The following is a 24,566-nucleotide window of genomic DNA, read 5'->3' on the forward strand; positions in this document are numbered from 1 at the left end:
TGATTCTTGAGTAGATTAAGCAGCGGATGAAACTACAGAATTCTTTTCGCGACTATACGGCTGAGTCCGCGCTGTTTGTGCGCCGGGCGCTGGTCGCTTTTTTGGGGATTTTGCTGCTCACTGGCGTGCTAATCGCCAATCTTTATAATCTGCAAATCGTTCGCTTTACTGATTATCAGACCCGTTCGAACGAGAACCGCATCAAACTGGTGCCTATCGCCCCCAGCCGCGGCATCATTTATGACCGCAACGGAATTCCCCTCGCCCTTAACCGCACCATTTATCAGATAGAAATGATGCCGGAAAAGGTCGACAACATTCAGGATACGCTCGACGCGCTGCGTAACGTCGTCGATCTGACGGACGATGACATTGCCGCCTTCAAAAAAGAGCGCGCCCGTTCACACCGCTTCACCTCTATTCCGGTAAAAACCAACCTGACTGAAGTTCAGGTCGCACGCTTTGCCGTGAATCAGTATCGTTTTCCTGGCGTCGAAGTTAAAGGCTATAAACGCCGCTATTACCCCTACGGCTCTGCACTGACCCACGTGATCGGCTACGTATCGAAGATCAACGATAAAGACGTTGAACGCCTGGATAAAGACGGCAAGCTGGCCAACTACGCGGCGACGCACGACATCGGTAAGCTGGGTATTGAACGTTATTACGAAGACGTACTTCATGGTCAAACCGGTTATGAAGAGGTTGAAGTCAATAACCGCGGCCGCGTTATTCGCCAGCTTAAAGAAGTGGCGCCGCAGGCCGGGCACGATATCTATCTGACGCTTGATTTGAAACTCCAGCAATACATTGAAACGCTGCTGGCGGGTAGCCGTGCCGCCGTCGTGGTCACAGACCCGCGTACTGGCGGTGTCCTGGCACTGGTCTCTATGCCAAGCTATGACCCGAACCTGTTCGTGGACGGCATCTCCAGCAAAGATTATTCCGGGTTACTCAATGATCCCAATACCCCACTGGTTAACCGCGCCACGCAAGGCGTTTACCCTCCGGCGTCCACGGTTAAACCTTATGTTGCGGTCTCTGCGTTAAGCGCAGGCGTTATTACCCGCAATACCGGGCTATTTGATCCGGGCTGGTGGCAATTACCCGGTTCAGAGAAACGTTACCGTGACTGGAAAAAATGGGGTCACGGTCATCTGAACATCACCCGTTCTCTGGAAGAGTCCGCTGATACGTTTTTCTATCAAATCGCCTATGATATGGGGATTGACCGTCTTTCTGAGTGGATGAGCAAATTTGGTTACGGCCATTATACGGGCATCGATCTCGCTGAAGAGCGCGCGGGTAACATGCCAACCCGCGAGTGGAAGCAAAAACGGTTTAAAAAGCCCTGGTACCAGGGTGATACAATCCCTGTCGGTATCGGTCAGGGCTACTGGACAGCAACACCTATCCAGATGAGTAAAGCGCTGATGATCCTCATCAACGACGGCATGGTGAAAGTCCCTCATCTGCTGATGAGCACAGCGGAAAACGGCAAGCAAGTGCCGTGGGTACAGCCACATGAGCCTCCTGTCGGTGACATTCATTCTGGCTACTGGGAAATCGCCAAAGACGGTATGTACGGTGTAGCGAATCGCCCTAATGGGACTGCGCACAAGTATTTTGCTGGCGCACCCTACAAAATTGCGGCGAAATCCGGTACCGCGCAGGTATTTGGCCTGAAAGCCAATGAAACCTATAACGCACATAAGATCGCCGAACGTTTACGTGACCACAAACTGATGACTGCATTCGCGCCCTATGACAAACCCGAGGTCGCTGTCGCGATGATCCTCGAAAACGGTGGGGCCGGTCCGGCTGTAGGTACACTCATGCGCCAGATCCTTGACCACATTATGTTGGGTGACAACAACACCAATCTGCCTGCTGAAAACCCGGCGGTTGCAGCAGGTGAGGACCAATAATCGTGACGGATAATCCGAACAAAAAAACATTCTGGGACAAAATTCATATCGATCCCACAATGTTGCTTATCTTGCTGGCTCTGCTGGTCTACAGCTCGCTGGTCATCTGGAGCGCCAGCGGCCAGGATATTGGCATGATGGAACGTAAGGTCGGCCAGATCGCTATGGGGCTGGTCATCATGGTGGTGATGGCGCAAATTCCTCCCAGAGTCTATGAAGGTTGGGCGCCGTACCTCTATATCTTCTGTATCATCCTGCTGGTTGCTGTCGATGCCTTCGGCGCCATTTCCAAAGGCGCACAACGTTGGCTGGATTTGGGAATCGTGCGTTTTCAGCCCTCGGAAATCGCCAAGATAGCCGTCCCGCTGATGGTGGCGCGCTTTATCAACCGCGATGTCTGCCCACCTTCGCTGAAGAATACGGCTATAGCGCTGGTACTCATTTTTATGCCCACGCTGCTGGTTGCCGCGCAGCCTGACCTCGGCACCTCAATCCTGGTTGCGCTTTCCGGCCTGTTTGTCTTGTTCCTCTCCGGCTTGAGCTGGCGTTTAATCGGCGTTGCTGTGGTTCTGGTGGCCGCATTTATTCCAATACTGTGGTTCTTCCTGATGCATGATTACCAGCGACAACGCGTGATGATGCTTCTCGACCCGGAAACCGATCCGCTGGGCGCGGGCTATCACATTATTCAGTCTAAAATTGCTATTGGTTCAGGTGGGCTACGCGGCAAAGGCTGGTTGCATGGTACGCAGTCGCAGTTGGAGTTTTTGCCCGAACGTCATACTGACTTTATCTTTGCAGTACTAGCGGAAGAGCTGGGTCTGGTAGGGATTTTAATCCTGCTTGCCCTGTACATTTTGCTGATTATGCGCGGATTGTGGATCGCCGCCCACGCACAAACGACCTTTGGTCGCGTCATGGCCGGTGGTTTAATGTTGATATTATTCGTTTATGTCTTCGTAAATATTGGTATGGTGAGCGGTATTCTGCCTGTAGTTGGGGTTCCACTCCCACTGGTCAGTTACGGAGGCTCAGCACTGATCGTGCTGATGGCCGGGTTCGGGATTGTCATGTCGATCCACACCCATAGAAAAATGTTGTCAAAAAGCGTGTAAGGGGTACGCAATGCGTAAGCAGTGGATTGGAATCTGCATCGCAGCAGGAATGCTCGCGGCGTGTTCAAGTGATGATGGTCAGCAACAGGCTGCCGTCGCGCCGCAACCTGCGGTGTGTAATGGTCCGATTGTTGAAATCAGCGGAGCCGATCCGCGTTTTGAACCCCTGAACCCAACGGCGAATCAGGACTATCAGCGTGACGGTAAGAGCTACAAGATAGTCCAGGAGCCCTCCCGCTTTAGCCAGGCTGGACTGGCCGCCATTTACGATGCGGAGCCAGGAAGTAATTTGACCGCATCAGGTGAAGCGTTCGACCCGATGCAGCTGACTGCTGCACACCCGACGCTGCCCATTCCAAGCTATGCCAGAATTACTAACCTGGCAAACGGTCGAATGATCGTCGTACGCATTAACGATCGTGGCCCATATGGCAACGATCGCGTCGTTTCGCTGTCGCGAGCAGCAGCCGATCGTCTGAACACATCTAACAACACGAAAGTGCGTATCGATCCTATCATTGTCGCACAGGATGGTTCTCTGTCCGGCCCAGGTATGGCCTGTACGACAGTGGCCAAACAAACCTATGCCCTGCCCTCTCGCCCTGATTTAAGCGGCGGTGGCAGCATGCCTGCTACACCGGATGCGGGTCAGCCGCAAGGAGATATCCGCCCGATCAGCAATTCCACACTGAAAAGCGATGACCCTACCGGAGCACCAGTAAACAGCGGTGGATTCCTCGGTGCGCCGACTACGCTCGCTTCCGGCGTGCTTGAAGGTAGCGAACCGACGCCAGCGCCACAACCGGCTGCCCCTGTGACTGCCCCAGCCACAACACCGACTGTCGCAGCAGCACCAGCCGTCGCCGTTGCCACTCCGGCAGCTGCAGCCAACGGTCGTTACGTCGTTCAGGTTGGTGCGGTAAGCGAGCAGGCGCGTGCACAGCAGTATCAAAAGCGTTTAAGTCAGCAGTTTGGCGTTCCGGGCCGGGTTGTGCAAAACGGTGCCGTTTGGCGTATTCAGATGGGGCCATTCGCCAGCAAGGCTGAAGCCTCCACACTGCAGCAGCGTCTGCAATCCGAGGCGCAATTACAGTCCTTCATCACCGGCGTGTAATAACGTAAACCAGGCATCTGAATTGTCAATTTCTGTAAATGACATTAACAAAGTCACGCGGAAAGTCAGATGCCTGCCAGTTATGCATTTGCTATAGTAGGGCACTTTTTTTAATTTCACCACGGACGTCGTAGTTCAGACCATGAAGACCACTTTTTCCGCTCGTTTCGTGCAGCGCATGGCGCTCACCGCGGCTCTCTGCGCAGCCTCTCTTTCTGCTGCCCATGCAGATGACCTGAATATTAAAACCATGATCCCGGGTGTTCCGCAGATCGATGCGGAGTCGTATATCCTGATTGACTACAATTCAGGCAAAGTTCTCGCAGAACAAAATGCGGACTCTCGCCGTGACCCCGCCAGCCTGACCAAAATGATGACCAGCTACGTCATCGGCCAGGCGATGAAAGCCGGGAAATTCAAAGAAACCGATCTGGTCACCGTCGGCAACGACGCCTGGGCTACGGGCAACCCGGTGTTTAAAGGTTCATCGCTGATGTTCCTCAAACCTGGCATGCAGGTTCCTGTTTCTCAATTGATCCGTGGTATTAACCTGCAATCAGGGAACGATGCTTGCGTGGCAATGGCGGACTTCGCAGCCGGAAGCCAGGATGCTTTCGTCGGTCTGATGAACAGCTATGTGAATGCGCTGGGCCTGAAAAACACCCACTTCCAGACCGTTCATGGTCTCGATGCTGACGGTCAGTACAGCTCGGCCCGTGACATGGCACTGATTGGTCAGGCGCTAATTCGCGACGTGCCCAACGAATACTCTATCTATAAAGAAAAAGAGTTCACCTTTAACGGTATCCGCCAGCTCAACCGTAACGGTCTGCTGTGGGATAACAGCCTGAATGTTGACGGTATCAAAACCGGCCACACTGACAAAGCTGGCTATAACCTCGTTGCATCCGCAACCGAAGGCCAGATGCGTCTGATCTCCGCCGTGATGGGTGGTCGCACCTATAAAGGCCGCGAAACTGAAAGTAAAAAACTGCTGACCTGGGGCTTCCGTTTCTTTGAAACCGTGAACCCGCTGAAAGTCGGCAAAGAGTTTGCTTCAGAACCGGCCTGGTTTGGTAATACCGATCGTGCGTCATTAGGTGTCGATAAAGACGTGTACCTGACTATTCCACGCGGCCGCATGAAAGATCTGAAAGCCAGCTATGTTCTGAACACCACGGAACTGCATGCACCGCTGCAGAAAAACCAGGTTGTCGGCACCATCAACTTCCAGCTTGATGGCAAAACCATTGAACAGCGTCCGCTGGTGGTTCTGCAGGAAATCCCGGAAGGCAACTTCTTTGGTAAAATCATTGATTACATTAAATTAATGTTCCATCACTGGTTTGGCTAAAAATCGAACACTTGAAAGTGTGATTTACGTCCCCATATACTAGGTATCCAGATAACTCCCACGCGCCGTGGGAGTTATTATTTTTTGATGTAACGCCGGAGCTGACATGAAAACCAAACTTAACGAACTGCTTGAATTCCCTACTCCATTTACTTACAAAGTAATGGGGCAGGCGTTGCCTGAGCTGGTTGATCAGGTGGTTGAAGTGGTACAGCGCCATGCGCCAGGTGATTACTCCCCAACGGTAAAACCGAGCAGCAAAGGCAATTACCACTCGGTCTCTATCACTATTAATGCGACACACATTGAGCAGGTTGAAACACTGTACGAAGAATTAGGTAATATCGATATCGTACGTATGGTGCTGTAAAAGCCTGTCGGTTACCCGCTGCATCCCCGCTCGGGTAACCCCTCCCCCCTGTGATATACTTTTCCCCTCTTTAACATTCTCTACTCTATGTGAGTATCTACGGAGATGCCGTTTTGTATCAGGATAAAATTCTTGTCCGCCAGCTCGGTCTTCAGCCCTACGAGCCAGTCTCTCTGGCCATGCACGAATTCACCGATACCCGCGATGAAAATAGTCATGATGAAATCTGGCTGGTAGAGCATTATCCTGTCTTTACCCAGGGTCAGGCCGGTAAAGCAGAGCACGTACTGATGCCCGGTGATATTCCCGTTATCCAGAGCGATCGGGGCGGTCAGGTGACATACCACGGACCCGGCCAGCAGGTTATGTATGTTCTGTTGAATCTCAAACGCCGCAAACTGGGCGTGCGTGAACTGGTAACACTGCTGGAACAAACCGTGGTGAATACGCTTGCGGAGATAGGTATTGACGCTCATCCGCGCGCTGATGCGCCTGGCGTATACGTCGGGGAGAAGAAAATCTGCTCTTTGGGGTTACGTATCCGTAGAGGATGTTCGTTTCACGGCTTAGCGCTCAACGTGGATATGGATTTGTCGCCTTTCCTGCGTATCAATCCTTGTGGTTACGCCGGAATGGAGATGGCGAAAGTATCGCAGTGGGATAGCGCAGCCACGACCGAGAGCGTGCGTCCTCGTCTGCTGGCTAACATTTTAGCGCTGTTGGGCAATCCCCCCCACGAGTACATCGCAGACTGAAAAACAGGTTATCGTTTGCCGCAGCATATGTTGTGGCAAATGGCACAAAACAACAACTATTTTACATTTTGCCAGCCTGTCAGGCTGCTTTCTGGCCCGTTTCAATGATATACTGCGTATCACTAATTCAAAAATAGTTGATAAATGCAACATTCCCTTGAATTGAAACGCTTTCCTTCGTAATTCGCAACTGGAACACGCAAGCTATGAGTAAACCCATTGTGATGGAACGCGGTGTTAAATACCGCGATGCCGATAAGATGGCTCTTATCCCGGTAAAAAATGTAGCAACAGAGCGCGAAGCCCTGCTGCGTAAGCCGGAATGGATGAAAATAAAACTGCCAGCGGACTCCACTCGCATCCAGGGTATCAAAGCAGCGATGCGCAAAAATGGCCTGCACTCTGTCTGCGAAGAAGCGTCCTGCCCTAACCTGGCAGAATGTTTCAACCACGGGACCGCGACCTTTATGATCCTCGGCGCAATCTGTACCCGCCGTTGCCCATTCTGTGACGTCGCTCACGGTCGCCCGGTTGCCCCTGATGCTAACGAACCGTTAAAACTGGCCCAGACGATTGCGGACATGGCGCTACGCTATGTTGTCATTACCTCCGTTGACCGCGACGATCTACGCGATGGTGGCGCTCAGCATTTCGCGGATTGTATCACCGCAATCCGTGAGAAAAGCCCGTCGATTAAAATCGAAACGCTGGTACCTGACTTCCGTGGTCGTATGGATCGTGCGCTGGATATCCTCACGGCCACCCCGCCAGACGTGTTTAACCATAACCTCGAGAACGTTCCGCGTATTTACCGTAACGTACGCCCTGGGGCTGATTACAACTGGTCACTGAAGCTTCTGGAACGTTTCAAGGAAGCGCACCCTGAGATCCCAACCAAATCCGGTCTGATGGTGGGTCTGGGTGAAACCAATGCTGAAATCATTGAGGTTATGCGTGACCTGCGCAGCCATGGCGTGACCATGCTGACGCTGGGGCAGTATTTACAGCCAAGCCGTCACCACCTGCCGGTTCAGCGCTATGTAAGCCCGGACGAGTTTGATGAGATGAAGGCTGAAGCCATGGCAATGGGCTTTACCCATGCAGCCTGCGGCCCATTTGTTCGTTCTTCTTATCATGCGGACATGCAGGCGAAAGGGCTGGAAGTGAAGTAATCGTGTAATACTCACTTACATTTCAGCAATAAAAAAACCGGCAATTGCCGGTTTTTTTTCATGCAGAGTATGCAGTATGAGCATCGTGCTCCTGACATTACTCTTTATGGGAAAGCTTCTCAGTCTGAACGCTACCGTCAGCATCTTTCTTAGCATCGGCATTATCATCGTTCATCGCTTTCTTGAAGCCTTTAATTGCCGTTCCCAGGTCTCCACCCAGTGTACGTAACTTCTTGGTACCAAACAGCAGAACGACCAGTGCGGCAACCACCAGCAGTTTGGTAATACTAATCTCACCCATAGATACCTTCTTAACTTAAACCAGGCTGCATAAAGCGCCATATTAACCTGAGAATATTAACGGCCTTTCGACGCGCGCACACAATAGCAATCTGTAACAAGGTGAATCAAGCCTTGTTTAAAAAAACGTCATAATAATTGCGGTGGCGCAAAGCGGCGGTTACGTAACACAGGAAGTTGCGCCCTGACCTGCCTCACCCGCTCAGCAGAAACCTCCGTCATTATCAGCGCAGGCGTTTCCGCCGCAGCGGCAATCGTCACGCCAAACGGATCGATAACCCGGCTTTGACCGATATTCTTGTTACCACACTCCCCCGCAGCAATCACATAACAGGTTGCATCCAGAGCTCTTGCCGCCAACAGCGTTGTCCAATGATGCTCTTTGAGCGATCCTCGCACCCAGGCCGCCGGTAAGACCAGGATTTCAGCCCCCTGTAACGCGAGCGCCAATGCCAGCTCAGGAAAGCGCAGGTCATAGCAGGTCATTAACCCTACCTTTAATCCGTCTACGTCCAGTAATGGCGCTACAACCTCACCTGCATCGACATTCCGCGACTCCTGAATCGAAAAGGCATCATAGAGATGTAATTTTGCGTAATGGGCGATAACCCGACCTCTCCGTAACGCAACCAGCATGTTCAACGCCCGGCCAGGTACAGAGGGAACATGAATCGTCAGAATCGTCGTCATCTCATTTTGCGCACTCTCTTGCTGTAACCGCGTCAGAAAACCGCCTTCCAGTAGCTGGGCTGACTTCACCGATAGATCGGGGTCGAGATCGTCACGGGCCAACAGCGCTTCCGGCAGCACCAACAGAGATGCGCCTTCTCCTGCGGCCTGAGACATCAACTGGACACACGTTTCCGCATTTTTTTCCCACGAGGGGCCCACGGCAAATTGCCCTGCTGCAACAAACATATTCCCTCCAGAAAAATGGGTTAAGCTCGCCAACAACGATTATTCAGCGTTACACTCACGCTATATACAATCAAATAGCAGGATTATGCAGTGTTACAACTCCTTTTAGCAGTTTTTATCGGTGGCGGTACAGGAAGCGTAGCAAGATGGATGTTAAGCATGCGGTTCAATCCGCTGCATCAGGCCATCCCATTCGGTACGCTGGCAGCAAATCTGATTGGCGCGTTTATTATTGGCATGGGGCTGGCGTGGTTTAACCGCATGACAAACATTGATCCAATGTGGAAAGTGCTCATTACCACCGGTTTCTGCGGAGGACTGACGACGTTTTCAACCTTCTCGGCAGAAGTCGTGTTTTTGCTGCAAGAGGGACGCTTTGGTTGGGCAATGGTGAATGTGCTGGTTAACCTGTTGGGTTCATTTGCGATGACAGCTCTGGCATTCTGGCTGGTTTCTGCCTCTCCTGCACACTAGGCGAAAAAAAACCCGCAATTAAGCGGGTTTTGAATGCTTGCTGTCGTATGCTTACAGAGCGATTACGTTTGCAGCAGAAGGGCCTTTGGCACCGTTAGTGATTTCGAACTCTACGCGCTGACCTTCAGCCAGAGTTTTAAAACCATTGGTCTGGATTGCAGAGAAGTGTACGAACACGTCTTTGCTGCCATCTTCCGGAGTAATGAAACCGAATCCTTTGGACTCATTAAACCACTTAACGTTACCTTTAATCTTAGACATCAAAATTACCTTTACATGAAAAATAGACACAAATGCTGTGTCGGGTATCAGTACAACAATTGTGATGCACTTTGTCCAGTCGAACTTTGTCAAAAAGTGATAAATGTCGCGTTATTTTTCGGACAAACAATGTATCCATATGTTTTTAAACAGGTTTATAATAATCTACCTGACAATACAGGTAGCCTGTCAAAACTGGAAACGCATCCAGGCAAAGTAGACATTTCCGTTGTTATACGTACCCGGAATGTAGGTCATCTGGAACGTTGCCGGCCCATAGCCTATCGATGCCAACGGCAGGATCAATGGCACGGGAATATAGTTCCAGTTATCGCGCGCGGTGAAACCAGCTGTATAGCCCAGCCCCAGACGGAAATTATCATCGGCCAGCGGTCGCCAGGTTTTTTCCCAGCCATAGCCGCCAATCGGCTCCCATTTATTAAAGGAATCCTTGAAGGCCATAATATAGAGCCCGTGCCAATTACCTTTATCATCCCAACGGGACTGGCCAAATCCTGCCCCCCAGGGACGTTCGTTGTAGCGATCGGTTTTCTCTTTATCGTAGGCAAAACGCGCATGCCAGGTAATGGCCGGCACATACAGATCATAATGCTCAGGCTGCTGCCAGGTTTCACTGACATTATCTTTAAAAGTATCAAACCACCCTTTATCCTCAGCAAAACCCTGAGGAATAAAGGCTAACTGAATAAAAAGAAATGAAAAAATGAGAAAATAACGTTTAGCGACAATCACGACTTAATTACCATCCTGGGAGTTAGTATTAATTGTAGCAAACAAAACCTTAATGTTAGCTTAACAAAGATGCGCTAATAAAAAATCAGAATATTCTCCACATATAAATTTCAGATCGTTGTCATTATATTTATTGTGGTTTTTATATGTGACATGTTCTCTTATTTCTATTAACCGGCTTCTTTTACGCAAAAACACCAAATAAATTACAATTAATTAACATTAATGCATCATCACAAAACAAAATAACACATAAAACCAGAGTGTTTCACAGTTTTTGATTGCCGTACTCCCTTTTCATCCGCTATGTTGAAAAAACGCCTGCGCCATCGGTTGAATCCGTATTTTTATTGATTTTAATCAGCAAGAGGCAGGTGTTTATTAGGCACATTCTCACACCGCTTTATGCTTTTTTTAGTTTTTTTACTTTCTGGGCGTCAATATGACAGGGGAAACAATGTTGACATTTATAGAACTCCTTATTGGAGTCGTTGTTATTGTGGGTGTGGCTCGCTACATCATTAAAGGTTATTCCGCGACCGGCGTATTGTTTGTCGGGGGCCTGGTTTTATTGATTATCAGCGCCCTGATGGGACATAAAGTTCTGCCCGGCAGTGCCGAAAGTACCGGCTACACCGCGACAGATATTGTTGAATATATTAAAATTTTGCTGATGAGCCGCGGCGGCGACCTCGGCATGATGATTATGATGCTGTGTGGTTTTGCCGCCTACATGACGCATATCGGCGCGAACGATATGGTCGTTAAGCTGGCCTCCAGGCCCCTGCAATATATCAACTCGCCTTACATGCTAATGATTGCCGCCTATTTTGTTGCCTGCCTGATGTCACTGGCAGTCTCTTCGGCAACCGGGCTGGGCGTGCTGTTGATGGCGACACTCTTTCCGGTCATGGTTAACGTTGGGATCAGTCGTGGTGCTGCGGCGGCCATTTGCGCCTCCCCTGCCGCAATCATTCTTTCTCCAACTTCCGGGGATGTCGTGCTGGCTGCAAAAGCAGCGGAAATGCCACTGATCGACTTCGCGTTTAAAACCACGTTGCCGATTTCCATTGCTGCCATTATTGGTATGGCGATTGCTCATTACTTCTGGCAGCGCTATCTGGATAAAAAAGAGAACATCTCTCACGAAATGTTAGATGTGGCAGAAATCACCACTACGGCTCCCTCGTTTTACGCCATTCTGCCGTTTACCCCGATCGTCGGTGTACTGATTTTTGATGGTAAATGGGGCCCGCAACTGCACATTATCACGATTCTGGTGCTGTGCATGCTTATTGCCGCAGTGCTGGAGTTCATCCGCGGATTCAACACCCAGAAGGTTTTCTCAGGTCTGGAAGTCGCCTACCGCGGAATGGCAGATGCCTTTGCTAACGTCGTCATGTTGTTAGTTGCAGCCGGTGTATTTGCTCAGGGTCTGAGCACCATTGGCTTTATTCAGAGTCTGATCTCTATCGCCACCTCATTTGGTTCTGCGAGCATTATTCTGATGCTGGTCCTGGTGATTCTGACCATGCTGGCCGCAATGACCACGGGCTCCGGTAACGCGCCTTTCTACGCCTTCGTTGAGATGATCCCAAAACTGGCGCACTCTTCCGGTATCAACCCTGCCTACCTTTCGATCCCAATGCTGCAGGCGTCAAACCTCGGACGCACAATCTCCCCGGTATCCGGTGTGGTTGTGGCTGTCGCGGGGATGGCGAAGATTTCACCGTTTGAAGTCGTAAAACGAACTTCTGTTCCGGTAATGGTCGGACTGCTGATTGTGATTATCGCCACTGAAGTGATGGTACCGGCAACGTCTGCCCTGATTGGCGGTTAACGATACCTGTTAATACCTGACCTTAATACACAAAATCATTTATGCTGCATCGCGGCGGCAAGTGAAGACATCCCCAGGAGCATAGATAACTATGTGACTGGGGTTTCTGCACGCAGCCAACAAAGAGGCAGCTTAAAGGATGACGTGTATTAGCCGCCGTGGTAAATACGCTGCGGTCTACCTACCTTCCCGTGAATAATCTCTGCAATGATCAAATGGCGGCTGGCACAGTACTCCAGGTAGCGTCTGGATGTTGTACGGCTGATGGTTAGCGCCTGGGCGATCGTTTCCGCAGTATGATGTACCGTCGGATCAGCAAATAACTTCAGTACAGCATTCAGCGTTAGCGCGTCGATCCCCGTCGGCAAATCCCCTTTCGGCTCACCGCGCGCATAGGCATTAAACATTTCATCAATCTGTTTTTGGCTGGCACTGTCATTACCGGCCAGCATTCTTCTGCGTTGCTGATAGCGGGTAAGCGTCTGCCCCAGTCGCTCGTAGGCTATGGGTTTAACCAGATAATCAAACGCCCCGCTGCGTACGGCTTCGGAGACCGTATCCATATCACTGGCTGCCGTGGTAAACACCACGCCGCCAGGGTAACGTGCCTGAGTTAGCTCGTGTAACAGAGTTATGCCCTTGCCATCCGGCAAGTAATTATCAAGAAGAATCAAACCGGGCTTAAAACGCTCAATCATCATTCTTGCCTGCGCAAGATTACCCGCCAGCCATATCTGGCTAAAACCGGGTATATGGCGGATATATTCAGCATGCATTTCCGCCAGTAGCGTTTCATCCTCAACGATTAACAGCGTTAATGGTTCCGTCATTGTTTTTTTTCACTTTCGGAAGAAATAAAGAAAATAAGGTGCCGCAGGGGGCGTTATCTTCGAGCGTAATAACCCCATTACAGCGCCTCACATAACTTGCAATCAGATACAAACCGATGCCATGTTCGCCTGGTTCATCGGTACGAGTGCTCACACCCTGTTCAAATATTTTTTCGCGCAATGCTTCCGGTACGCCACAACCTTGATCGGCGACTTCGATGATCACCTCATCGCCCTCATCGCTCAGATAGAGTTCAACGACCTTGTTACCCTGCTGGGTACGCAAACTGGCTTCAAAAGCATTATCAAGCAGATTGCCAACAATTGCTGCAAACTCTGTGCTATCCAACCCCTCAGGAAGTTTATGCAGTTGACTGCCAGGCACAATGGTCATTGTGAGACCCAGTTCCCGCGCACGCTGTACCTTGCCAAACAGCAGGCCTGCAACCTGACGATCGGCGAAAGCGCCGCGCAGACTATCAATGAGTTGCTGCTGCGCCTGGGATTCTCCCTGCACCATGGCCAGAACCTTGTCATATTCTTTCATTTGCAGCAGGCCATTGATGGTCGACATCCAGTTCAGGTGCTCATGGCGCAGCGTTCTCAGGCTCTCTACATACTGTTTGATCTGCGTTAATTGCGCATTAAGGGTAGCAATTTCATCTTTACTACGAAAACTGATGATTGCCCCGAGCAGTTCATCGCCTGAGCGGATAGCCTCGCGGTTGGCAATAACACTCAACCCATTAAAGTTAACCATCGCATCCTGGCGCTTTTCCGCAATCTGCTGGGTAAAAAAGTCTGCTGGCTGAACGACGTCCGCAATCGGCTTACCCAACCACTTACGTCCAGGCGACGAGAGCCCCAGCATTTTTCTCGCACTGCGGTTTATCGCCGTAATGCACCCGTCAGGATCAACAGCAATTAAGCCTTCGTAGACTGAGCTAAACAGCGCCTCCTGCTGACGTACCACCCGCGCAATTTGTTTAGGCTCCATACCCAACATCTGACGCCGAATATGGGCGGCAAAAAACCAGGAAAGTAACATAAGCACCAGTAACAACAGAATGAACACCCCAGCCATCGGAAGTAAGAAATCCGAGCGCCAGCTGTCTATTTTACTGATCAGGTAGCCAATTGAGACAACACCGATGATTTTACCATCATCATCAAAGATAGGGGTTTTGGCGCGCATCGCCATCCCGATAGATCCTTTACCGGTAATAAAGTAGCTTTCCCCTTTCTCCAGCGCGCCGGGTTTGGTGAACTGCATGGGGTAGCCAATTTTATCCGGATTAGGGTGATAAAGACGGATCGAGTGGGTATCGCCAATAACCACATAGTCAAAGTCAGTCCCGCTCTGCAACTTATCCGCTATCGTTGCCAGACGCTCGTAATCACGGTGCTTTACGGCAGCAATAATGCTGTCGTTGGAAGCGATAATTTTCGCCTGATTCATTGCCATATCGCGGACATGCGTTGTCAGATAATCTTCAAAGCTGGCGGTAAAGTATTGTGCTAACGCCGCGATGATAAAAACAGAAACGACCAGAATGAGTAGAAAAATACGCAACGGAAACGCCAGGCTGCGAAAAAAAGGAAACCGCGTTTTATTTTTCTTTTTTGACATGTTTTTCCCTCACCGACGTTAACCGAAACTTATTTTTCGTTGTATATGTAATAAAAATGTTTTATTTACAAGTCACGGCCTAAAATAGGATCGTTACAGATTCCCCACCTTAAATCAATTAAACAAATAAAAACCACACGCTATTTTCGGGTTAAATTAATTAAAAAACTTAAAACCATAAAACACATTAAAACCATCTAACTTATTGTGAAATAAATCAAAATTTGCCGCCAAAATACTCCTTACGATGTATGCAACAGGGAAAAAAAGAAATACTCCGTAATAAAAAAACATTCCCTTCAATTGCAAACAAAACGTTATCAAGTTGCTAAACAGAGCAACAAAAACAGAAACCCAGTAACAAATATACCATCGGGGCTCTATTTACTATGTTCGGTAATAATATATTCACGCAAGTTAAACGCTCAGAAAATAAAAAGATGGCGGTTATCGCTCAATTTCTGAAAGAGAACGATTTGAGCGTTGATACCACCGTCGAAGTATTTATCACCGTCACCCGTAACGACCGTCTGATCGCTTGTGGCGGTATCGCCGGCAATATCATTAAATGCGTCGCGATCTGTGAATCCGTACGCGGTGAAGGCTTAGCGCTGACGCTGGCGACTGAGTTAATCAACCTCGCCTACGAGCGGCATTGCACCCATCTCTTCATCTATACCAAAACCGAGTACGAGTCACTGTTTAAGCAGTGCGGCTTTTCGACGCTGACCAGCGTGCCCGGCATTATGGTGTTAATGGAAAACAGCACCACTCGCCTCAAACGTTACGCTGAATCACTGGCAAAACAGCGCCGTGAAGGGAAAAAAATTGGCTGTATCGTGATGAATGCCAACCCCTTCACCAACGGGCACCGTTTTCTGATCCAACAAGCCGCCGCACAGTGCGACTGGCTGCATCTGTTTTTGGTGAAAGAAGATACTTCGCGTTTCCCGTATGAAGACCGACTGGACCTGGTCCTCAAAGGGACAAAAGATATTCCACGTTTAACCGTACACCGCGGTTCGGAATACATCATCTCTCGCGCCACGTTCCCGTGCTACTTCATTAAAGAGCAGAGCGTTATTAACCACTGCTACACCGAAATAGACCTGAAAATTTTCCGTCAGTACCTGGCCCCGGCACTCGGCGTTACGCACCGTTTCGTCGGTACTGAGCCATATTGCACCGTCACCTCCCAGTACAACAACGATATGCGCTACTGGCTGGAGACCCCAACACTTCCCGCCCCGCCGATTGAACTGGTGGAAATTGAGCGGCTGTGTTTCCAGGAGATGCCGATTTCCGCCTCCTGGGTGCGCAAGCTGCTGGTTAAAAAAGATCTCACGGCTATCGCATCCCTGGTACCCGAAGCCACGCTGCACTACTTGCAAAGCATGGTTGAGCGAACCTCATCGGCTGCGGCAGTCCGCCAAAATACCCCCGCATTAGCAACAGGTGAAAAATGAAAATAAACCAGGCAGCCGTCGCAGGCACTCTCGAGTCCGGTGATGTGATGATCCGCATCGCCCCGCTCGATACGCAGGATATTGACCTGCAGGTTAACAGTAGCGTCGAAAAGCAGTTCGGTGATGCCATCAGGGCCACCATTCTGGACGTTCTGTCCCGCTATAACGTCCGCGGCGTGCAATTAAATGTTGATGATAAAGGCGCACTGGACTGCATTTTACGTGCGCGACTGGAAGCATTACTGGCCCGCGCCAGCGGCATTCCGGCACTGCCATGGGAGGATTGCCAATGATTTCCGATTCTTTACAACAACGTAAATCCCGCACACGCCGCAGCATGTTGTTCGTACCAGGCGCTAACGCCGCGATGGTCAGCAACTCATTCATCTACCCGGCAGATGCGCTGATGTTCGACCTGGAAGACTCCGTCGCACTGCGTGAGAAAGACACCGCGCGCCGCATGGTCTATCACGCGCTGCAGCATCCGCTGTATCACGACGTTGAAACTATCGTGCGCGTAAACGCCCTCGACTCCGAATGGGGCATCAACGACCTTGAAGCCGTGGTACGCGGTGGTGCTGACATCGTGCGTTTACCCAAAACGGATACCGCCCAGGATGTCATCGACATCGAAAGCGAAATCCTGCGCATCGAGAAAGCCTGTGGTCGTGAACCCGGCAGCACCGGTCTGTTGGCTGCTATCGAATCACCATTAGGTATTACCCGCGCGGTAGAAATTGCCCATGCTTCCGAGCGTCTGATCGGTATTGCGCTCGGCGCAGAAGACTACGTGCGTAACCTGCGCACTGAACGCTCCCCGGAAGGTACTGAACTGCTGTTTGCCCGCTGCTCAATTCTGCAGGCTGCGCGTTCTGCTGGCATTCAGGCGTTCGATACCGTCTATTCCGATGCCAATAACGAAGCGGGTTTCCTGCACGAAGCCGCACACATCAAGCAACTGGGTTTCGATGGTAAGTCGCTCATCAACCCGCGTCAGATTGAACTCCTGCACAACCTGTATGCCCCGACGCGCAAAGAGCTGGCTCACGCACGTCTGGTGGTAGAAGCCGCTGAAGCCGCCGCCCGTGAAGGCCGTGGCGTAGTTTCCCTCAACGGCAAGATGGTCGACAGCCCGGTTATCGAGCGCGCCCTTCTGGTTATCTCCCGTGCAGAACTTTCCGGCATTCGCGAAGAATAAGGCAAAAAAATGACGCAGAAAATCGAACAGTCTCAACGCCAGGATCGCGTGGCGACCTGGAGCCGTCATGCAGAAAGCGAGCTTTCCGCTTATCAGAGCACCGCAAAAGTTGAATTACAGGCGCAAAAACCGCGCAACAAAAAACTGTGCGCTAACCTGGAAGAGGCCATTCGCCGTTCAGGCTTACAGGATGGCATGACCATCTCCTTCCACCACGCTTTCCGTGGTGGCGATCTGACGATCAACCTGGTGATGGATACCATCGCTGCAATGGGCTTTAAAAACCTGACGCTGGCTTCCAGCTCCCTGAGCGACTGCCATGCGCCGCTGGTTGAACACATTCGTCAGGGTGTCGTCAGCCGTATTTATACTTCTGGTCTGCGTGGCCCGCTGGCAGAAGAGATCTCTCGCGGTCTGCTGGCTGAACCTGTTCAGGTCCACTCTCACGGTGGTCGTGTACATCTGGTACAAAGCGGCGAGCTCAACATTGATGTCGCTTTCCTCGGTGTGCCGTCCTGTGACCCGTTTGGTAACGCCAACGGTTATACCGGTAAAGCGTGCTGCGGCTCACTGGGCTATGCCCGCGTAGACGCCGAAAACGCAAAACAGGTTGTCCTGCTGACCGAACAGCTGCTGACCTACCCGCATAATCCAGCCAGCATTACCCAGGATCAGGTGGATCTGATCGTGCAGATCGATCAGGTCGGTGATGCGGACAAAATTGGTGCTGATGCCACTCGCATGACCACCAACCCGCGCGAATTGCTGATCGCCCGCAGCGCAGCAGAGGTTATTGCTAACTCCGGCTACTTCAATGAAGGCTTCTCACTGCAGACAGGCACCGGCGGCGCGTCTCTGGCCGTTACCCGTTTCCTGGAAGACAAAATGCGCAGCCGCGACATCCGTGCTGACTTTGCGCTGGGCGGTATCACTGCCACCATCGTTGACCTGCATGAGAAAGGTTTAATCCGCAAACTGCTGGATGTACAGAGCTTCGACCGTAATGCGGCTGAGTCCCTGGCCCGCAATCCAAATCACATTGAAATCAGTGCTAACCAGTATGCCAACTGGGGCTCAAAAGGCGCCTCTGTCGATCGTCTGGACGTCGTGGTGCTGAGCGCGCTTGAAGTGGATACCCACTTCAACGTTAACGTACTGACCGGTTCTGACGGCGTACTGCGCGGCGCATCCGGTGGTCACTGTGATACAGCTGTTGCCGCAGCGCTTTCCATCATCGTCGCACCGCTGGTTCGCGGGCGCATCCCGACGCTGGTTGATAACGTCCTGACCTGCGTAACCCCGGGTTCCAGCGTTGATATCCTGGTCACTGACCACGGTATCGCCGTCAACCCTGCGCGCCCTGAGCTGGCAGAACGTCTGCAAGAAGCGGGTATGAAAGTCGTGTCCATTGAATGGTTGCGCGAACGTGCACAGCAGCTTACCGGTCAGCCACGCGCTATCGAATTTACTGACCGCGTAATTGCCGTTGTGCGTTATCGCGACGGTTCAGTGATTGACGTTGTGCATCAGGTGAAGGAATAAGCCATGCACCTGCTCCCTGAACACGCCACCTGCCACGCGGTTTCCATTCCCGAGCTGCTCGCCAGCCGTGATGAGAGACAAGCGAGGCAACATGCCTGGCTCACGCGTCACCACGCGCCATTGGTCTCTTTTACCGTGGTAGCGCCAGGTCCGATCAAAGACAGCGAATTAACCCGTCGCATCTTTAATCACGGCGTCATCGCCCTGCTTGCGCTGGCGAAACAATCATCCTGGATTGTCAGGGAGCAAACTGCGCTGGTCTCCGCCAGCGGTCCGGAAGGTCTGTTGTCCATCGAGGCACCAGCCCACGACCTCAAGCTCGCCACTATCGAGCTTGAGCATTCACATCCGCTGGGACGGTTATGGGACATCGATGTCCTGACCCCTGAAGGAGAAATCCTGTCCCGCCGTCATTTCGCGCTTCCTGCCCGCCGCTGTCTGTTGTGCGAGCAAAGCGCTGCCGAATGTGCGCGGGGTAAAACCCACGCGCTTTCCGACTTACTCATTCAAATGGAGGCACTGCTGCATGATGCCGATTCCCGCAACATCGACGAATAACGCAGTCCTTCCACTGGATCTGCCCGACGCCTACGCAACGCTTGCCTGGCGCGCCATGCTGACTGAAGTCAACTTATCGCCCAAACCAGGTCTGGTGGATCGCATTAATAATGGCGCGCATAAAGATATGGCGCTGGAAGATTTTCATCGCAGCGCAGAGGCTATCCAGGCCTGGCTGCCACGTTTTATCGAATACGGCGCATTCAGCGCGCAGTTGTCACCTGAAGAAGTACTGAAAGGACTGCGTCCGCTGGGTATGGCCTGCGAAGCTGATATGTTTCGCGCCACCGCTGGGGTAAATACCCACAAAGGCAGCATCTTTTCTCTGGGACTGCTGTGTGCCGCCATTGGCCGCCTGCACCAGCTCCAACTGACTGTTACCGCTGAAACCATTTGCTCTACGGCAGCAACATTTTGCCGGGGCCTGACCGAGCGCGAACTGCGCCAGAACAATCAACAACTCACGGCTGGCCAACGTCTTTATCAGCAACTGGGATTAACCGGCGCACGGGGCGAAGCCGAAGCGGGATACCCGCTCGTCATCCAGCATGCCCTGCCGCACTACCGCGCACTGCTGACTCAGGGCCGCGACCCTGAACTGGCGTTACTCGACACTTTATTGCTGCTGATGTCTATCAACGGCGACACCAACGTGGCTTCACGTGGCGGCGCAGAAGGTCTGCGCTGGCTACAGCAGCAGGCCACCGCCCTGATACAGCAAGGGGGGATTCGTACCCCTGCCGATCTCGAATACCTACGCCAGTTCGACCAACAGTGCATTGAACGCAACCTCAGTCCCGGAGGCTGCGCCGATCTGCTGATCGTCACCTGGTTCTTAGCTCAGATTTCACAAGTTCATCATTATCACAATTAAAGATCCTTTCCGGAGAATCACACATGTCTTTAGCAAAAGATAAAATATGGAAGTTACTGGCCCCATTGGTTGTAATGGGCGTCATGTTTCTTATCCCCGTCCCTGATGGAATGCCTCCACAGGCCTGGCACTACTTTGCCGTGTTTGTGGCGATGATCGTCGGTATGATCCTGGAGCCAATTCCGGCAACAGCGATCAGCTTTATCGCCGTAACGATCTGCGTTATCGGCAGCAACTATCTGCTGTTTGATGCTTCAGAACTGGCCGACCCGGCATTTAAAGCGGGCAAGCAAGCGCTGAAATGGGGTCTGGCGGGCTTCTCCAGCACCACCGTGTGGTTGGTGTTTGGTGCGTTTATTTTCGCGCTGGGTTATGAGGTCACCGGTCTGGGTCGTCGTATCGCGCTGTTCCTGGTGAAATTCATGGGGAAACGTACCCTGACGCTGGGCTATGCGATTGTTATCATCGACATTCTGCTGGCGCCGTTTACACCGTCCAACACCGCGCGTACCGGTGGTACTGTATTCCCGGTTATCAAAAACCTGCCTCCGCTGTTTAAATCCTTCCCTAACGATCCTTCCGCGCGCCGTATCGGCGGATATCTGATGTGGATGATGGTTATCAGTACCAGCCTGAGCTCCTCTATGTTCGTGACCGGCGCTGCGCCAAACGTACTGGGTCTGGAGTTCGTTAACAAAATCGCCGGGATTCAAATCAGCTGGTTGCAGTGGTTCCTCAGCTTCCTGCCGGTCGGTATTATTTTGCTGATCGTTGCTCCGTGGTTGTCATACGTTCTGTACAAACCAGAAGTCACCCACAGTGCTGAAGTTGCCGCATGGGCCGGTGATGAACTGAAAACCATGGGTAAACTGACCCGTAAAGAGATAACGCTGATCGGTCTGGTTCTGCTCAGCCTGGGTCTGTGGGTTTTCGGTGGTAAGCTGATTGACGCTACCGCAGTGGGTCTGCTGGCAGTCTCCCTGATGCTGGCGCTGCACGTGGTACCGTGGAAAGATATTACCCGCTATAACAGCGCATGGAACACCCTGGTCAACCTTGCCACTCTGGTGGTAATGGCCAACGGTTTAACCCGTTCAGGCTTTATCGACTGGTTCGCCAACACCATGAGCACGCACCTGGAAGGCTTCTCGCCTAACGCAACAGTAATCGTTCTGGTGCTGGTGTTCTACTTTGCTCACTACCTGTTTGCCAGCCTTTCTGCGCACACCGCCACCATGCTGCCGGTTATTCTGGCGGTAGGTAAAGGTATCCCGGGCGTGCCGATGGAACACCTGTGTATCCTGCTGGTGTTGTCCATCGGTATCATGGGCTGTCTGACTCCGTATGCAACAGGCCCTGGCGTTATCATCTATGGCTGTGGTTATGTGAAGTCCAAAGACTACTGGCGTCTGGGTGCTATCTTCGGCGTTATCTACATCTCTATGCTTCTGCTGGTCGGCTGGCCGATTCTGGCAATGTGGAGCTAATCATTTCGGTTCACGCCTGATGAAAATGATGCCAGTCAGCTAAACCTGACTGGCATTTTTTATGATTAAATAGATGATATTCAGAATTTATATAAGTATTCGAAATCATCATGACATCAACATGGCGTTATTCTTCATTACTGGCAGCGCTTCTGCTGCCAGTTTCTGCGGCTCAGGCCGATGAACTCCAGGCAAAACAGTACGCTGACTTTGACAGCTACGTGCTGGCCCTCTCCTGGCAAACCGGATTTTGTCAGAGCCAATACGAGCGTAATCGTCAGGAACCTGACGAATGTCGTTTACAAAAAGAGAGCGCAGACAAAGCGGATTTCCTGACCGTTCACGGTTTATGGCCCAGCCTGCCTAAATCCATTGCCGCCCGTGGAGTAGACAACCGCCGCTGGATGCGTTTTGGCTGCGCAACGCGACCAATTCCCAACCTGCCTGAAGCACGTGCCAGCCGTAAATGCGCGGCCCCCGAAACCGGGCTGTCGCTGGAAAGCGCAGCAAAACTCAGCGCTGTAATGCCCGGCGCTGGAGGGAGATCCTGTCTGGAACGTTACGAGTATGCCAAACATGGCGCGTGTTTCGGTTTTGATCCCGACGCGTACTTTGGCACGATGGTACGGCTGAATAATGAGGTTAAGAACAGCGAGGTGGGCAAATTCCTGGCGGAAAACTACGGCAAAACCGTCAGCCGTAACGCATTTGACGCTGCAGTTGCCAAAAGCTGGGGCAAAGAGAACGTCAAAGCTGTGAAGCTAAGCTGCCACGGCAATCCGGCGTATCTCACTGAGATCCAGTTATCCCTGAAAGCCGACAACATCAACCAGACGTTATCTGCACAGTCATTCTTACCGCAACCACATCCAGGTAGCTGTGGTAAACAGTTTATTATCGACAAAGTGGGATATTGAAACTTGCGACCGACGCTGCAAGCTGGCGTCGGTCCGTAAGCTTAGCGTTTTGCTCGGGCGTCCGGGCGAACTAAATCAAAACGGTGTGTTTCACTGATCGAATAATACGCCGTTGGCCCACCAGCACGCAGTACCGGCTTCGCTTTCGCCGTCTGATAGATGCCGTCTTCCAGCAGCGTTTCATCGATGTGGATGCCCACCACTTCCCCCAATACCAGCCAGGTATCAACCGGTGAGCCATCTGCGGCCGTCAGTTGCAGGCTCTGTGATAAACGACACTCAAAATTGACCGGGCTTTGCGCCACGCGCGGCACGTTGACTATCCGGCTATCTGCCTTGCTAAGCCCGGCGGCAAAAAACTCGTCCTCGCCGTGCGGCAGACTGGCCGACGTTTCGTTCATCGCACTGGCCAACTCAAGGGTGGTCAGGTTCCAGACAAACTCACCTGTTTCGATAATATTCTGCACACTGTCTTTCCAGCCGCTGCTGGCAAAACCGATAATCGGTGGATGATAGTTAAAGCAGTTAAAGAAACTGTACGGCGCCAGATTATTCCGACCGTTACTGTCACTCGACGCAATCCAGCCAATCGGGCGCGGTCCAATGATGGCATTTAGCGGGTCATGCGGTAAGCCGTGTCCCTGTGACGGTTGATAGAAATACATAGCGTTCCCTGTTGAAGTTAACGTCAGCGCAGCACAAATTATGCTTCGCTCATCCCCCTGGAAAAAGAAGATCAGCGTAGAACAATCTGCCAACGATTACGACTGAATAAAGTCGAGTAGATCGGCGTTGATCTGCTGTTTATGGGTGGTGCAAATACCGTGAGACCCTCCGGCATACACCTTCAACTGTACATCTGGTAGGATTTCCGCCGCGACCTTTCCGCAGGTTTCAAACGGGACAATCTGATCGTCGTCACCGTGGATCACCAGCGTCGGGATGGTCATTTTTTTGAGATCCTCACGCAGATCTGTTTCCGAAAACGCGTGGATACAGTCGTACAACGCTTTGATGGAGCCTTGTAAACCCTGTTCAACAAAACTTTCCCTGACGGCTTTCGACTCTTTTGCGCCAGGACGGTTGTAGCCATAGAATGCAGCGGTCAATTCATAGAAAAAGGCGGCGCGATCGTTCACAACCCCTTCACGAATGCCATCGAATACCTCTTTCGGCACGCCATTTGGATTAAAGTCGGTTTTAATCATGATGGGTGTTACCGCACCAATGAGTACCGCTTTTGCGACCCTCTGCGTCCCATGGCGGCCAATATAACGAGCCACTTCCCCACCGCCGGTAGAGTGCCCGACATGCACAGCATCTTTGAGATTGAGATACGCGGTAAGTTCGGCCAAATCGTCAGCATACTGATCCATATTGTGGCCATCCCAGGGCTGGGCCGAACGCCCGTGCCCTCGTCTGTCATGGGCTATCACACGAAATCCTTTCGACCCGAGAAACAGCATCTGATCTTCAAATGCATCTGCGGTTAGCGGCCAACCATGGCTGAACACAATGGGCTGGCCGCTTCCCCAGTCTTTGAAATGCAAATAGCTGCCATCTTTTAAGGTAAGTTTGTCGTACTGGCTCATGAGATCTCCTGTCGAGGAACACTGAGTTGTCGTGACGCGCCCGCAGCGAGCGCTTAAAAAGCATAATGCAAATTTGAGAACGATCACGTTTTTCGGCTAAAATCACACCATACGCGTA

The 24,566-nt window shown here is 51.6% G+C and carries 25 protein-coding genes; 17 read left to right on the forward strand and 8 right to left on the reverse strand.

What is annotated here, in order from left to right:
• Window positions 1-26: 26 nt before the first annotated feature.
• The 7 genes from mrdA (at window position 27) to lipA (ending at window position 7,808) form a co-directional block, all read left to right on the forward strand.
• Window positions 27-1,928, forward strand: a complete 1,902-nt coding sequence (gene mrdA, locus FDX24_RS16830; protein WP_048212298.1) for a peptidoglycan DD-transpeptidase MrdA — start codon at window positions 27-29, stop codon at window positions 1,926-1,928.
• Window positions 1,929-1,930: 2 nt separating this feature from the next.
• Window positions 1,931-3,043 carry a peptidoglycan glycosyltransferase MrdB gene (gene mrdB / locus FDX24_RS16835; RefSeq protein ID WP_003022718.1) on the forward strand — a complete coding sequence of 371 codons (1,113 nt, stop codon included), beginning with the start codon at window positions 1,931-1,933 and terminating at the stop codon, window positions 3,041-3,043.
• A 10-nt stretch (window positions 3,044-3,053) separates the two neighbouring features.
• Complete coding sequence (gene rlpA, locus FDX24_RS16840; RefSeq protein WP_137364642.1) at window positions 3,054-4,157, forward strand: endolytic peptidoglycan transglycosylase RlpA; 1,104 nt, start codon at window positions 3,054-3,056, stop codon at window positions 4,155-4,157.
• A gap of 142 nt (window positions 4,158-4,299) precedes the next feature.
• Window positions 4,300-5,511: a D-alanyl-D-alanine carboxypeptidase DacA gene (dacA, locus tag FDX24_RS16845; protein WP_048212300.1), complete on the forward strand. Its 1,212-nt coding sequence runs from the start codon at window positions 4,300-4,302 to the stop codon at window positions 5,509-5,511.
• Between the two features lie 106 nt (window positions 5,512-5,617).
• Window positions 5,618-5,881 carry a DUF493 family protein YbeD gene (gene ybeD, locus FDX24_RS16850; protein ID WP_000850547.1) on the forward strand — a complete coding sequence of 88 codons (264 nt, stop codon included), beginning with the start codon at window positions 5,618-5,620 and terminating at the stop codon, window positions 5,879-5,881.
• Window positions 5,882-5,994: 113 nt separating this feature from the next.
• The gene (gene lipB, locus FDX24_RS16855) at window positions 5,995-6,636 is read left to right on the forward strand and encodes a lipoyl(octanoyl) transferase LipB (protein ID WP_061067510.1); all 642 of its coding nucleotides are present in this window, start codon (window positions 5,995-5,997) and stop codon (window positions 6,634-6,636) included.
• A 206-nt stretch (window positions 6,637-6,842) separates the two neighbouring features.
• On the forward strand, window positions 6,843-7,808 hold the full coding sequence (gene lipA, locus FDX24_RS16860; RefSeq protein ID WP_003022702.1) for a lipoyl synthase: 966 nt from the start codon (window positions 6,843-6,845) through the stop codon (window positions 7,806-7,808).
• Window positions 7,809-7,905: 97 nt separating this feature from the next.
• Here lipA and tatE read toward each other — a convergent pair whose 3' ends face one another.
• Both tatE and FDX24_RS16870 read right to left on the reverse strand, forming a co-directional pair.
• Window positions 7,906-8,109 carry a twin-arginine translocase subunit TatE gene (gene tatE / locus FDX24_RS16865; RefSeq protein WP_048212302.1) on the reverse strand — a complete coding sequence of 68 codons (204 nt, stop codon included), beginning with the start codon at window positions 8,107-8,109 and terminating at the stop codon, window positions 7,906-7,908.
• 128 nt (window positions 8,110-8,237) lie between these two features.
• Window positions 8,238-9,026, reverse strand: coding sequence for a deaminated glutathione amidase (locus FDX24_RS16870; RefSeq protein WP_137364643.1), 789 nt, complete (start codon window positions 9,024-9,026; stop codon window positions 8,238-8,240).
• 90 nt (window positions 9,027-9,116) lie between these two features.
• Here FDX24_RS16870 and crcB point away from each other — a divergent pair, with 90 nt between their 5' ends.
• The gene (gene crcB / locus FDX24_RS16875; protein WP_043015566.1) at window positions 9,117-9,500 is read left to right on the forward strand and encodes a fluoride efflux transporter CrcB; all 384 of its coding nucleotides are present in this window, start codon (window positions 9,117-9,119) and stop codon (window positions 9,498-9,500) included.
• Window positions 9,501-9,551: 51 nt separating this feature from the next.
• Here the strand turns inward: crcB and cspE are convergent, their stop codons facing one another.
• Window positions 9,552-9,761, reverse strand: a complete 210-nt coding sequence (gene cspE, locus FDX24_RS16880) for a transcription antiterminator/RNA stability regulator CspE (protein WP_000034825.1) — start codon at window positions 9,759-9,761, stop codon at window positions 9,552-9,554.
• 189 nt (window positions 9,762-9,950) lie between these two features.
• The gene (gene pagP / locus FDX24_RS16885) at window positions 9,951-10,514 is read right to left on the reverse strand and encodes a lipid IV(A) palmitoyltransferase PagP (RefSeq protein WP_048212304.1); all 564 of its coding nucleotides are present in this window, start codon (window positions 10,512-10,514) and stop codon (window positions 9,951-9,953) included.
• A gap of 457 nt (window positions 10,515-10,971) precedes the next feature.
• Here pagP and dcuC point away from each other — a divergent pair, with 457 nt between their 5' ends.
• Window positions 10,972-12,354 (forward strand): anaerobic C4-dicarboxylate transporter DcuC, encoded by a 1,383-nt coding sequence (dcuC, locus tag FDX24_RS16890; protein WP_048212305.1) that lies wholly within the window; start codon window positions 10,972-10,974, stop codon window positions 12,352-12,354.
• Between the two features lie 149 nt (window positions 12,355-12,503).
• Here dcuC and dpiA read toward each other — a convergent pair whose 3' ends face one another.
• Together dpiA and dpiB are read right to left on the reverse strand one after the other, a co-directional pair.
• On the reverse strand, window positions 12,504-13,184 hold the full coding sequence (gene dpiA, locus FDX24_RS16895) for a two-component response regulator DpiA (protein ID WP_005120841.1): 681 nt from the start codon (window positions 13,182-13,184) through the stop codon (window positions 12,504-12,506).
• Window positions 13,153-14,814, reverse strand: a complete 1,662-nt coding sequence (gene dpiB, locus FDX24_RS16900) for a sensor histidine kinase DpiB (protein ID WP_061067507.1) — start codon at window positions 14,812-14,814, stop codon at window positions 13,153-13,155. The genes dpiA and dpiB overlap by 32 nt, the downstream gene beginning before the upstream one ends.
• Window positions 14,815-15,203: 389 nt before the next feature.
• Between dpiB and citC the strand changes: the two genes are divergently transcribed.
• From citC to rna, 8 genes are all read left to right on the forward strand, one after another.
• On the forward strand, window positions 15,204-16,280 hold the full coding sequence (citC, locus tag FDX24_RS16905) for a [citrate (pro-3S)-lyase] ligase (protein WP_048212308.1): 1,077 nt from the start codon (window positions 15,204-15,206) through the stop codon (window positions 16,278-16,280).
• Entirely contained in the window at window positions 16,277-16,573 is a 297-nt protein-coding gene (gene citD, locus FDX24_RS16910; protein ID WP_005120843.1) for a citrate lyase acyl carrier protein, read from the forward strand. Before citC ends, citD begins: the two co-directional genes overlap by 4 nt.
• Entirely contained in the window at window positions 16,570-17,478 is a 909-nt protein-coding gene (locus FDX24_RS16915) for an aldolase/citrate lyase family protein (RefSeq protein ID WP_048212309.1), read from the forward strand. Before citD ends, FDX24_RS16915 begins: the two co-directional genes overlap by 4 nt.
• Window positions 17,479-17,487: 9 nt before the next feature.
• On the forward strand, window positions 17,488-19,020 hold the full coding sequence (gene citF / locus FDX24_RS16920) for a citrate lyase subunit alpha (protein ID WP_048212310.1): 1,533 nt from the start codon (window positions 17,488-17,490) through the stop codon (window positions 19,018-19,020).
• A 3-nt stretch (window positions 19,021-19,023) separates the two neighbouring features.
• Window positions 19,024-19,578: a citrate lyase holo-[acyl-carrier protein] synthase gene (gene citX, locus FDX24_RS16925; RefSeq protein WP_061067505.1), complete on the forward strand. Its 555-nt coding sequence runs from the start codon at window positions 19,024-19,026 to the stop codon at window positions 19,576-19,578.
• A complete protein-coding gene (gene citG / locus FDX24_RS16930; protein WP_137364644.1) occupies window positions 19,547-20,452 on the forward strand; it encodes a triphosphoribosyl-dephospho-CoA synthase CitG in 906 nt (301 codons plus the stop codon). The genes citX and citG overlap by 32 nt, the downstream gene beginning before the upstream one ends.
• Before the next feature lie 23 nt (window positions 20,453-20,475).
• Complete coding sequence (citT, locus tag FDX24_RS16935) at window positions 20,476-21,939, forward strand: citrate/succinate antiporter CitT (protein ID WP_048212313.1); 1,464 nt, start codon at window positions 20,476-20,478, stop codon at window positions 21,937-21,939.
• 110 nt (window positions 21,940-22,049) lie between these two features.
• Window positions 22,050-22,856: a ribonuclease I gene (rna, locus tag FDX24_RS16940; RefSeq protein ID WP_048212314.1), complete on the forward strand. Its 807-nt coding sequence runs from the start codon at window positions 22,050-22,052 to the stop codon at window positions 22,854-22,856.
• A gap of 41 nt (window positions 22,857-22,897) precedes the next feature.
• On the opposite strand, the gene FDX24_RS16945 is transcribed toward rna, so the two are convergent.
• Together FDX24_RS16945 and FDX24_RS16950 are read right to left on the reverse strand one after the other, a co-directional pair.
• Window positions 22,898-23,521: a flavin reductase family protein gene (locus FDX24_RS16945; protein ID WP_137364645.1), complete on the reverse strand. Its 624-nt coding sequence runs from the start codon at window positions 23,519-23,521 to the stop codon at window positions 22,898-22,900.
• 96 nt (window positions 23,522-23,617) lie between these two features.
• Window positions 23,618-24,448: an alpha/beta fold hydrolase gene (locus FDX24_RS16950; protein ID WP_137364646.1), complete on the reverse strand. Its 831-nt coding sequence runs from the start codon at window positions 24,446-24,448 to the stop codon at window positions 23,618-23,620.
• Between the last annotated feature and the right edge of the window lie 118 nt (window positions 24,449-24,566).

This window comes from Citrobacter sp. wls716, assembly GCF_005280975.1.
In the GTDB taxonomy this organism is placed as follows: domain Bacteria; phylum Pseudomonadota; class Gammaproteobacteria; order Enterobacterales; family Enterobacteriaceae; genus Citrobacter; species Citrobacter youngae.